Origin of the sequence: Proteus sp. fly-1089 (assembly GCF_040138965.1) — a bacterium.
In the GTDB taxonomy this organism is placed as follows: Bacteria; Pseudomonadota; Gammaproteobacteria; order Enterobacterales; family Enterobacteriaceae; genus Proteus; species Proteus vulgaris_B.
In genome coordinates this window covers 251,480-264,005 of sequence record NZ_JBEETS010000003.1, presented here as the reverse complement: position 1 = coordinate 264,005, position 12,526 = coordinate 251,480, and the positions used below count along the sequence as shown (strand labels likewise).

Below are 12,526 nucleotides of genomic sequence, written 5' to 3'. Positions count from 1 at the left end.
CCTTAGTCCTTAGCCGCTAAACGACGTTGGCTTCTTATTTTCATTGCTCGCCAAATAAGAAGAGAGACAAGAATAATACCAATGATTGCTGCTAAACCAAGCCAGACTGGATGAGAAGCAAAGACATACCAAACTTCCTCCCACCAAGGTAAGTAACCTACATAATAAGTATCACCAACACGTAAGCTATTAACACCAGATTCTCTGACTAATACCACGGAGCCATGCATTGCATCACGTTTACCGCTATCGCTGATAGCTTCATTCAATAGCTTGTAACCTTGTGTACTATCAGCTAATAGAGCGACTACGCTACGTTGTGAAAAGAATGGTGATTGGAATCCGATAATGGCTCCCATTGAGCCCTTAGAAGTTAAGGAGATCCGGCTATCTGGACGTTTATCTGTAGGTTGATAGCTAGTATGGCTAAATATGCTGATTTCACGAGAAGGCAATGTAATTTCACTACGTGCCTTATCAATCAATACATTCATCTGTTTGTCATTATTTAATGCGGGTGGAATAGTCCCAATGAGAAGTAGGTCCGCATCTTTTTTTTGTAGCTCTTCTAATGAATCAGTTAGTGAAACATTAAGCGCTGGGTAGCCTGTTTGAGCACCAATATTCCCTGTAGAGATCAAAAGAGTTGATAACTGAGTTGGAGACGGTTGCTGATTGACAAAAATGAGTGTTTCAGAAAGGTCGGCATAACGGCTAAATGGAAAACCTGCATGGCTGTAAACACGTAAATCAGGTAAAGCGATATAATGTCGATAATCACCTGTAAAATTGAAACTGGATAAATCATCAATAGCAACAGCGTTTGGAACAGGTTGATAAGTAATACATTGCTCAGTTGAACCTCCCGGTATTGGATTAGTGTAATCAAATGCAAATGTAATTTGGTTACGTTCACCTAATTTTACTGCAGGGATATTTAATAAATTTTTATGCTCAATCCAGCCTTGAATAAGTGGTAAGTAAGCAATAACAAGATTGTCTTTTTTATCTTTTTCGAGAGGATAGGACTTAATGAAATGGTCATTTACTGAAATAGACATACGTGAATTATCTTGAAATGCAGGCGTGGTATAGCGATAACGCAATTGCATTTGTAATCCCGTATTATTAAACATAAAGAGATCAGGAGGTAAGGTCATATTTAACGTAATAGGATTAGGTTTTAATCCTCGTGATTGCAATTGACCTTCATAATCTTGTAACGTATTAAAATAAATAGGTTTATTTAATTGAACCCATTTGGGTGCATCGTAAGGCTCGCGAGGGATAAGCTTTTCTACTTCATTGATAGTGACAACATTTCCTCTGAAAATAACTTGCCCACGAGCGATACCATTTACTGCAGTGATCAAATCATTATCATCACGTCCCATAATCAGAAGCAATTTGATATAAGGATTTGTTGGATGAGTCAGCATTTCGATAGTGGGAGCATTAACATCAGCATGCTGTTTTAAAAATTCAGGTTTTTGTTTATTGGTCGCAAAAACAATACTGTGTTGATTTGGTAATGCATCATAAAACACAGGATAATTTTGCTGACGCCAATCGACTTGAGTACCAAACCAAGAGGCGAGTATTGCAGCCGCTTTTTGTTGAGTGAGGTTAGGTGATTGGCTGAAAACCATCGGCAGAGTTATTGAACCGAAATCACGGCTATCAAAGAATGGCTCAGGAAAATGAGCTAATTCATTACTTAAACGGAGCGACTGGAAGGTCAGATTTAATTGGCTACTTTTACTGACGTCAAGCCAAAGCGTGGTATTAGCTTGATTTTCACAAATCTCACGATAGTGACCAATAAAAGAGAGTTTTATATGGTTAAAATCTTGAATGAAAAGCGGATCAATCGGTAGGGTGATTTGATTTTTCTTACCTAAATCTTCTGGTTTTAGAGTAATAACACCCATCATTTCATCGTTTAAATAGACATTAAGATGAGATTCGACAGGAAGCAACGATGGTGAAGGCGTAAATTCTAAATCTAGGGTTGCTTTTGAAACATATTCATCACTCCGTACACCAAATTCTAAATAGCCATCTGGGCTGACCCCAGTTAAATGAATAGCGCCATAGCTAGGGGCTGTATTTGCAAATTTCAGTGTTTTTTGGCGCACAGAAGGCGCTATATCACCAGATGACAAAGGTGTATTTGTTGGCTCTGCTTGAGAAATAACTTCAGATGCTGCTCCAGTTATTGTGACCGGTGGCACTGAAGTGTTCGTTTGCACTTCTTGCGTTTCATCTCCATGGACTGAAGAAGTCAGCATAAATAAGGCAAGTATGAGAAAACGTTTTTTCATTATTGTTACCCAATGATCTTATTGTTTATTAATAAATTCCCAAAAAACGGAGTTTTTCCTTTAAGACTGATGAAATATTTTTGAAACATTAACGTGTTGAGGGAGTAAAGATGAAAGCCACAGCAAAAAGAGGCCAAGTAGGCGGAAAGTGGCATAAATAAAGTAAGGTGCCCGTTTTAACAAGGTGTTATAGCCTTGCATACTGATGAAAATAATATTTTTGAGACTATTTAAAGGTTTATCTATAGGAAGATCGTGTTGCCAATCAGCCCAGGTATCAGCTCTATCAAAGGTACAAGCTGTAAAATCAATGGCTTTTTGCGTAGTCATTTCAAGTAGTTGCAACCCAATAATTTGTCCATCAATACGTGAAATACTGGCTTTAAAAGCATGCTCTCGCTGATTTTGGCTCAAGAGTAGGGTGATATTTTCATTTTGAGGTAAAGAGAGAGTGACATTATTAGGCAATAAAATTGCGCAGCTATTGTCAGAGAAATCATAAAGATAACATCTATAGAGAGCACCGTTGTTTAACAACAACATAGCCGGAACTTTGACTCTAACGCGAGGAAAACGACGTTGTTGTTTAGTTTCAACAGAAACTGCAATTGCAACACCCAGTAAGACAAGGTTATAGCAAACCCATATTAGACACATAACAGTCGCCCAAACTTCGTCAGGGTCACCAGTTGCTATACGCCAAAAAGCAAACAAAATACCCAATAAATTCAGATTGAAAAAGATTAAGTAAGGACGGTTAATATTCCAATCAACAAACCCTTCTTCCATCACTCCGCCTTTTTCAGTAACGTTAAATTTGCCTTTATATGGGGAAAAGAGGGTGCTTAATACAGGTCGAGTGGTGTACCACGCTAAAATTGTTTCATAGACTTCACCCCAAAATGAATGGCGGTAAGCACCTTGTAACTTCGCACTTGCCAGAGATATGTGGATCAAATACGGCACAACATATAAGGCGATAGCGATGGCGGGTGCATAAATGATGTAGGCGTGAAAAATAAGAAATGTCAGGGGGGCTAGTAAGAAAATCATACGAGGAATGCCTGAGAAAAAATGCAACATGGCATTTAAATAACATAGGCGTTGTGGAATGCTTAGTCCTTTACCAAATAGAGGATTATCAAGGCGGAATATTTGTACCATGCCTTTTGCCCACCGAATACGTTGTCCGATATGTGCCGATAATGATTCAGTTGCTAACCCAGCAGCTTGCGGTATACGGATATAGGCAGATCGCCAACCATGGCGATGTAAACGTAATGAGGTATGCGCATCTTCGGTGACAGTTTCAACGGCAATACCGCCAATTTCATCTAGTGCTGTGCGGCGTATAACTGCACAAGAACCACAGAAAAACGCAGCATTCCAAGTATCATTTCCATCTTGAACTAAACCATAAAATAGTGTGCCTTCATTTGGTGTTTCACGGAAATTCCCTAAGTTACGTTCAAATGGATCGGGTGAGAAAAAATGGTGAGGTGTTTGTACTAACGCCATTTTTTCGTCTTTTAAAAACCAACCCATCGTAAATTGTAAAAATGAACGTGTTGGAATATGGTCACAGTCAAAGATAGCGACAAACTCACCCGTTGCTTGTGTTAATGCATGATTGATATTACCGGCTTTGGCAAAGTCATGTTTTTCACGCGCGATATAACGAATACCTACTTCTTGTGCAAATGCTTTAAATTCAGGACGATTGCCATCATCAAGTAGATAAATAGAGAGTTTATCTTTAGGCCAATCTAAATTTAAGCTGGCATAAATAGTGGGTTTAACCACTTGCAGGTCTTCGTTATAAGTGGGGATAAAAATATCGACACTTTGCCATTTTGTAATATCTTCAGGCATGGAAACGGGGTTTCTATGCAGTGGCCAAATACATTGCATAAAGCTGAGAAATAGCACACACCATGCGTAAGTTTCAGCAAGTAACAGCAGTAAACCGCAAAAAAGACTAAAATTATCAACCCAATACAGCGTAGATTGATAACGCCACCAGATATATCGACATGCAATGGTAAGTGCCAACATAATCATGGCAATGGAGGCAAAACGGCCAGGGATCTCACGGATCGCTAAAGCTACTAACCAAAGAACAACTACAAAAACAAATTGGAACGTGAGATCAAATGGTTGAGTAATGCTCAGTAAAATAAAGAAAATAGCTAAAACAGCAATGGCAGAGTAAAGCAGATATTGCCAAATGGAGGTGTTCTTTTTCTTGTGTTGAATGATTTCAATTGCAATAGGTGAAACCTGAACAAAGAATTTTTTGTACAGATTTCGAATATGGGAAATAAATTGGGTTGGTTTTTTTACCAATAAATACCCAATGTAATGACATGTTAGCCAAATGCTTTGTAATAAATAGCGCAAAGGATCGAAAATTTTAGGGCAACGAGGGTTAATATGAGGAAATAACTCACGCTGTTTTTTGGCTATTTTTCGCCAAAAAGGTGATTCCATTCGTAAAAAAATCCACATAATGCCGATAAATAGCTCATTAACAATGGCTGCGCTACGAGAGGCTCCGTTATGGCGATAGAATTTGTAATAACGAATAAGAATGTGTTGTGACACATTATTTTCTGTTTTTTTCTTGGCATCGAAAGATGATGGCATTATGGCTGTCCTTCTTTCCTCGCTAATAACGGAATACACCATTGGGTTAGTTGTGTGATTTCTTCAACTAACATGCAATTGGCTCGATAATCATATAAAGGTAAACGTGAGGCACACGCTTCTAATGACGCTTCATCTCGATGAAGAACCGCAGGGCATAAGGGAAAAGAGGTAGTTTGCCAAAATTGATAAAAATCTTGGTGAACTTGGCTAGTTGCTCGAAATTGATTAATGAGTATGTACTCATTTTTACCAAATTCATGTTGATTTAGGCGGATATGGCAGTTGCTTTCAGCCATTGCAACCGTGAAAAAAATAGCCGCTTTTTCTATCCAAGGGGTGAATAACGTATCTTGTGTATGTTGCAAGTCCATTAAAATAATGGTGTCTGGATGCAGTTGAATAAAGGACGATAAAAAGTGATTGAAATGCTGTTTTGCTGAAAATGATAACTGTAAGAGTAAATTATCCTTCGTGTTAACCAAACCAAAAGGTAATACTTGATAGTGTGGTCGATAGTTAAAAATACACTCCTCTATGGGGGTTTGTGCCAATAATGCCTGACTTAATGTAGTCATTTTTTGCTGTGCAGGGAAATAAAAAGACAAAATACTTTCAGTACAATTATCAATAATAAGCACTTTTTTATTTTGTTGATTAAATTGCCGAGCAAGAGCAATTGCAGTGGATGTTGTACCCACTCCGCCTCGTATCCCTTTTAATACAATAAGTGGCATAGTTAGCCTCATTTAGTCATGTAATGAAATGCATTGAGTAATGGCCATCGATAAATAAGCACACTATTTTCTTCTTCTTTATTAATATCCTGATAGTGATAGTTATTTAATGAAAATAAATTTTTTAATTTATCGATGTCATTATTTAGATTATTTTTTTCTATTTTTATATTTAAGTTAATAAAAGTTTCACTTTTCATATTAATAATCTCCAAATAAAAACAAAATAAATTCTTTCCAGGGTTAAATTCCCGGCAAAAGAATGTTTAATTAATATTGCTTGCTAATTATTTAAAGTTTCCATTTTAGAATATGCTTTAAAAGTAATTATTTCAATTACGTAAAAACACATAAAATAGATATCTATTATCTTTTTTTGTAATAGCGGTTATTAGTTTTTCTTTTTAATTCGTATTTTTTTGAATAATTAATTTTTCAAATAATGATTAAATGAGTTTAACTGCAAAATAAGGTAAATAAAAAGAATTGTAAATTAGTTGATTATAACAATACATTAAATTATTTAATTATGACGATCATTATTGTATATTGATCTTAATCATTTTTAACCACAAAACCTTTGTATAGTAATCATTTTTTGATTGTTTTTGTTTTTATATTAAGGAGTTTATTTCTTTGTTGTAGCGGGTGTTTTTAAATTGTTATTAATTGTTGTTTATCTGTTGTTTGTTTTGTTTTTATTTCGAAATATAAAAATAAGATAACTCTGTCTTTTATTAATCAATGAAAATAATGCATCATTTTTAAAAATAGTGACTATTATATAAATAGAAGCTTGAGTGTTTTCTTTTAAATTCCGACCTAAATAAGTTGGTTTTTATTATTATATTTCTTTTATATAAGAGACCAGTATTTGACTGGTTAATTTATTTTTTCTTTTTTATTTAGGGGTTTTTACTAAGTGGTTAAATAAATATTCTCTTATAACATTATTTAGTAGTTAATTTAATATCAGAAGTAATAAAAAGACAGATATGAATCATCATATAACTGTCGAGTTGGATTTATTTATACTAATAAGTAGGAAATCAAAATGAACAAATCTAATTCAACCCAATTCGATTTTTTACATTACTGGCATGGGTTGGGAGCATGGAATTTCTATTTTTTACTAAAGTTTGTTTTACTTTGGTATGGTTATTTAAATTTTGATGCTTTTAGTAATCTAATTTTCCTCGCATTTTTATTGTTTCCATTACCTAAAAACATTTGGCATAAAATGCGTAATTGGATTGCTATCCCTATCGGAGTCATTTTATTTTATCATGATACATGGTTGCCCAGTTTTTCAACAGTATTGGCGCAAGGTGGTCAACTTAAGCAGTTTTCGTTTGATTATCTTGTCGAATTATCCGTTAATTTTATCAACATTAAAATGATAGGTGTTGCCTTTATTTTACTGGTGGCTTACCTGTTTATTGAGCAGTGGGTAAGGGTTTCTGTTTTTATCATTGCGGGGGTACTTTGGTTAAATATTGGAGGATTCACTCATTTTTCACAAGGTATGGTGCCTGCTGTTTCAGCAAATAGTTTTACCCAAGAAAATAGTGTCAATAATGAGATTAGTAGTGAACAGGCCAGCGAAATTGAAGTGTTACCCGCAACCGTTGGATCTCCAATTTCCACGCCTGTGGCGCCTGAAGTTATTACGAAACCGGTAGAAAAAACAGCAATGGGAACGCTTTATCCTCCCCAAAAACATCAGTTTAATAATAAAGTATTAAATGATTGGTTAACTCAATTTTATAGCTATGAGAAAAAACGCATAACACCATTCCCAGCGCAGTTGTCCGCAGATGCTCAACCTTTTGATATCTTAATTATTAATATTTGTTCACTTTCAACAGCGGATGCCGCTGCTGTAGGCCTACAAGAGCATCCTATTTGGGGAAATTTTGATGTGCTATTTAGTCACTTTAATACCGTCTCTTCTTATAGTGGCCCTGCATCATTAAGATTATTACGAGCTAGTTGTGGTCAGACTCACCATTCCGATTTATATGATCCGACCGATACACAATGCTTGTTAATGGACAATTTATCTTCGTTAGGATTTGCAAAGAAATTAGTACTCGATCATAACGGGAAGTTTGGTCATTATCTTCAAGAAATTCAGCAACTTGGTAATCTTAATGTTGCTTTGCAAGATCAAAAAAATCTTTCTCATCAAATAACAGCCTTTGACGGCACTAAAATTTATAATGATAAAGAGACGTTGATGCGTTGGTTGCAAGGGCGTGAACAATCAAATGAGAGTCGTAGTGTGACATTTGTGAATTTAGTGTCATTACATGATGGTAATCGTTTTGTAGGGGAAAATAACACCGCTGATTATGGTAAGCGAGCCAGCACTTTATTAGACAGTTTAGATAACTTTATGAATGAGTTAGATAAAAAAGGAAGAAAAGTGATGGTAGTCATTGTGCCGGAACATGGTGCCGCTTTACAAGGTGATAAAACACAGATGTCAGGTTTAAGAGACATTCCTAGCCAAAGTATTACCACAGTACCTGTCGGTATTCGTTTTACAGGGATCAAAGATAGAGCACAATTTTATCCTCCTGTAATTGTTGAAGAGCCAAGTAGCTATTTGGCCTTGTCTGAATTTATCTCTCGTAATGTTAATGGTGATGTTTTTAATCAATCTTCTATTGATTGGAATGCATTAGCCAGTGAACTACCTCAAACAGCTAAGGTTGCAGAAAACCAAGCTACCATTGTGGTTGATTATCAAGGCCAGTCTTATATCAAGTTAAATGGAGGTGAGTGGATTAATTACCCTAACTAGCTTGTTATAGAAAATCATTTCATTATAAGTCTATGTTCTCGTTTTCTCCTTTTGAGATCCCCGTGTTGATTGCGGGGTTTTTTTATGGATTTAGAAATAAAGAGTAATAAAAAACCACATCTCAAAGATGTGGTTTTATCAAACAGTTAATAGCGTGATGTTATTGGCTGAGGATTATTTTAAACCTGCGGCTTCACGTAAGATTTCTGCTTTATCTGTTGCTTCCCACGGGAATTCAGGGCGACCAAAATGGCCATAAGCCGCGGTTTTTTGGTAGATTGGGTGCAGTAAATCTAGCATTTGAATTAATCCGTAAGGACGTAAGTCAAAGAATTCACGCACTAACAGAATAAGTTGTGTTGTTGGGACTTTTTCAGTACCAAATGTTTCTACCATAATTGATGTTGGCTCTGCCACACCGATTGCGTAAGAAACTTGAATTTCACAACGATCTGCTAAACCAGCAGCAACGATATTTTTAGCAACGTAACGTGCAGCATAAGCTGCAGAGCGGTCTACTTTAGATGGATCTTTACCAGAGAAAGCACCGCCACCGTGACGCGCCATACCGCCGTAAGTATCGACAATGATTTTACGACCCGTTAAACCACAGTCACCCATTGGGCCACCGATAACAAAACGACCCGTTGGGTTGATGAAGTATTTAGTTTGCTCATTTAACCATTCTGCTGGCAGAACAGGTTTGATGATCTCTTCCATCACCGCTTCATGCAGGTCTTTTTGTGAAATATCTTCAGAATGCTGAGTTGATAATACAACCGCATCAATACCAACAACTTTATTGTTGTCATATTGGAAGGTAACTTGGCTTTTCGCATCAGGACGTAACCAAGGTAAAGTGCCACTTTTACGTACTTGTGCTTGACGCTGAACTAAGCGGTGAGCATAAGTAATGGGTGCGGGCATTAATACGTCAGTTTCGTTAGTCGCATAACCAAACATTAAACCTTGGTCACCGGCACCTTGTTCTAAAGGATCTGCTCGGTCAACACCTTGGTTGATATCTGGTGATTGTTTACCAATCGCACTGATAACTGCGCAGGAATTAGCATCAAAGCCCATATCGGAACTGGTATAACCGATTTCACGAACGGTATTACGTGTAATTTCTTCGATATCGACCCAAGCTTTGGTGGTAATTTCTCCGCCTACCATAACCATGCCTGTCTTAACGTAAGTTTCGCAGGCAACGCGCGCTTTTGGATCTTGTTCTAAAATTGCATCCAGAACAGCATCAGAAATCTGATCTGCAATTTTATCTGGATGACCTTCTGAGACTGATTCAGAAGTAAATAGGTGTGTAGTCATTATATCTCGTTACCTTAATACAAACGGTTTAAGGATGGATGTTTTAACATCTAGACGTCTATTTTATGACTCTTCTCTCTTTAATTCCAGCTTTTTTTAATCAAATATAGGGATAAAATAGAATCAAACAGTTAATCTTATTTTTTATTGCGTGCTATTTACTGATGATAAAAGATCGAAAATAAGAAAAAAAAGGTTTTTGTGCATTTTGCTTTTGCATTTTATGTTAACTACAGGTATAAACTCGCGGTTACTGTGAAATCTGAACACAGTGTAAACCGCAGAATTTCTAATTCTGTTTCTCTGTTAGGGAAATGGCTTATAGGTTTAAGCCATGTGTGGAGTGAATGGGTAATGATCCATTGTCTACAGGTTAGTCTTTTCAAAAACCAAAACAGCACTCGTCAATACTATACTCGTAGTATATCTAGAGTGATTTCCTCTCTGAGCTCTTTCTCTTTAGAGCGAAGTTGTCTGTTACTTGCCAATAGGTGATTGTGTTAACTGATTAAAGGTTAACTCAAGAACTTTCTACTATTATGTCCTGCGAATAGCTGGATAATCATATAAAAATATATAGAGAGTCATTACTTCCAACTGTTATTTATCAGTCGTTTCAGATTTTTGTCAGATAATTGACTACTATAGTGACAGGCAAGGTATAAACTCATACTCCCTAAGGAGAATGTCATGAATGATAACATCGCTCGTAAGATGCAGCAGACCTATAACATTGCATATTGGGGGGGCGGTTACTATTTAGCGAACAATCGGGGAAATATTAGTGTTTGCCCTAATCCTGATGTTCCTGATGCCACTTTTGATTTAACCGAGTTGGTTAAACGTGTTCAAGAAGAGCAAGAGCACTTGCGCTTACCCGCGCTTTTTTGCTTTCCTCAAATATTACAGCATCGTTTACGTTCGATTAATGCGGCGTTTCATCGTGCGCGTGAATCTTATGGTTATAAAGGTGACTATTTTTTAGTTTACCCAATCAAAGTCAACCAACAACGTCGTGTTATTGAGTCATTAGTCAATGCAGGAGAGCCTTTAGGTTTAGAAGCAGGTTCTAAAGCTGAATTAATGGCCGTGCTTGCTCATGCCAATATGACAAGCTCTGTGATTGTATGTAATGGTTATAAAGATCGTGAGTATATTCGCTTAGCACTTACAGGCGAAAAGCTTGGGCATAAAGTTTTCTTAGTGATTGAGAAAATGTCTGAGATAAAAATGGTACTCGAAGAAGCTGAACGTTTAGAAGTTATTCCACGTTTAGGCGTTCGCGCTCGTCTTGCTTCTCAAGGATCGGGTAAATGGCAGGCAAGTGGTGGTGAAAAATCAAAATTTGGTTTAGCTGCGACGCAAGTTCTGCAATTAATTGATATGTTACGCCAAGCTGATCGCTTAGAGAGTCTACAATTACTGCATTTCCATTTAGGTTCACAGATGGCGAATATCCGTGATATTGCAACCGGTGTTCGTGAGTCTGCTCGTTTCTATGTTGAGTTGCACAAATTAGGCGTCAATATTCAATATTTTGATGTAGGTGGCGGTTTAGGTGTGGACTATGAAGGTACTCGTTCACAATCTGATTGCTCGGTTAACTATGGCCTTAATGAATATGCAAATAATGTTATTTGGGCAATTGGCGATGCGTGTGATGAAAATGATTTACCGCATCCAACCGTGATCACTGAATCAGGTCGTGCGTTAACTGCACATCATACTGTATTGATTTCTAATGTCATTGGTGTTGAGCGTAATGAATTTACCGCGATTACGCCACCTGAGGAAGATGCAGCAAGACCAATTGCTAGCCTTTGGGAAACATGGGAAGAGATGCAAACCAAAGGGCATAGTCGTTCATTACGTGAATGGTTGCATGATAGCCAATTAGACTTGCATGATGTGCATACTCAATATGTTCATGGCATGTTAAGCCTGACAGAGCGTGCATGGGCAGAAGAGTTATATTTAAATATCTGTCGTCGTATCCAATACGATTTAGATCCAAGTAATCGTGCTCATCGCCCAATTATCGATGAGTTACAAGAACGTATGTCAGATAAGTTCTATGTTAATTTCTCATTATTTCAATCTTTGCCGGATGCATGGGGTATTGATCAATTATTTCCTGTATTACCGATTGAAGGATTAGATAAACCACTAGATCGTCGTGCGGTACTACTCGATATTACGTGTGACTCAGATGGTATTATTGACCATTATGTTGATGGTGATGGTGTTGAAACAACGATGCCTATGCCAGCTTATGATCCTGAATACCCACCTATGATTGGCTTCTTTATGGTTGGGGCTTATCAGGAAATTTTAGGCAACATGCATAATTTATTTGGTGATACTGCTGCTGTTGACGTTTATCTTGATGACAAAGGGGATCTTACTTACGTCCAAAGTGAAGAGGGTGATACGGTTGCCGATATGCTTCAGTACGTTAAGTTAAATCCAACGGTGTTGTTAGATCGTTTCCGTACTCAAGTAAAAAATGCACAGTTAGATGAAGCGTTGCAAGAACAATTCCTGACTGAATTTGAAAGTGGTTTATACGGTTATACGTATCTGGAAGAAGAAGAGTAATTCTTAACTTTCCAATGCAGGAGTGATGTTATTAAACATCACTCTTTATCTATCATATTGATTTGTATGTTACTTATTTAAAA

At 36.9% G+C, this 12,526-nt stretch carries 7 protein-coding genes; 2 read left to right on the top strand and 5 right to left on the bottom strand.

The features are described from left to right. Positions 1 to 2 precede the first annotated feature (2 nt). The 4 genes from bcsB to bcsR are packed head-to-tail and all read right to left on the bottom strand — an operon-like array spanning position 3 to position 5,907. Positions 3 to 2,324, bottom strand: a complete 2,322-nt coding sequence (gene bcsB, locus ABN080_RS10325) for a cellulose biosynthesis cyclic di-GMP-binding regulatory protein BcsB (RefSeq protein WP_349440958.1) — start codon at positions 2,322 to 2,324, stop codon at positions 3 to 5. Positions 2,325 to 2,384: 60 nt separating this feature from the next. Further along, positions 2,385 to 4,970, bottom strand: coding sequence for a UDP-forming cellulose synthase catalytic subunit (bcsA, locus tag ABN080_RS10320; RefSeq protein ID WP_349440957.1), 2,586 nt, complete (start codon positions 4,968 to 4,970; stop codon positions 2,385 to 2,387). After that, on the bottom strand, positions 4,970 to 5,707 hold the full coding sequence (locus tag ABN080_RS10315) for a cellulose synthase operon protein YhjQ/BcsQ (protein ID WP_349440956.1): 738 nt from the start codon (positions 5,705 to 5,707) through the stop codon (positions 4,970 to 4,972). Before ABN080_RS10315 ends, bcsA begins: the two co-directional genes overlap by 1 nt. A gap of 8 nt (positions 5,708 to 5,715) precedes the next feature. Beyond that, positions 5,716 to 5,907 carry a cellulose biosynthesis protein BcsR gene (bcsR, locus tag ABN080_RS10310; protein WP_349440955.1) on the bottom strand — a complete coding sequence of 64 codons (192 nt, stop codon included), beginning with the start codon at positions 5,905 to 5,907 and terminating at the stop codon, positions 5,716 to 5,718. Between the two features lie 854 nt (positions 5,908 to 6,761). Between bcsR and bcsG the strand changes: the two genes are divergently transcribed. Continuing rightward, positions 6,762 to 8,516, top strand: coding sequence for a cellulose biosynthesis protein BcsG (bcsG, locus tag ABN080_RS10305; RefSeq protein ID WP_349440954.1), 1,755 nt, complete (start codon positions 6,762 to 6,764; stop codon positions 8,514 to 8,516). A 174-nt stretch (positions 8,517 to 8,690) separates the two neighbouring features. Here bcsG and metK read toward each other — a convergent pair whose 3' ends face one another. Continuing rightward, a complete protein-coding gene (metK, locus tag ABN080_RS10300) occupies positions 8,691 to 9,845 on the bottom strand; it encodes a methionine adenosyltransferase (RefSeq protein WP_072069285.1) in 1,155 nt (384 codons plus the stop codon). A gap of 690 nt (positions 9,846 to 10,535) precedes the next feature. Here metK and speA point away from each other — a divergent pair. Further along, entirely contained in the window at positions 10,536 to 12,443 is a 1,908-nt protein-coding gene (gene speA / locus ABN080_RS10295) for a biosynthetic arginine decarboxylase (protein WP_340893525.1), read from the top strand. Positions 12,444 to 12,526: the final 83 nt, after the last annotated feature.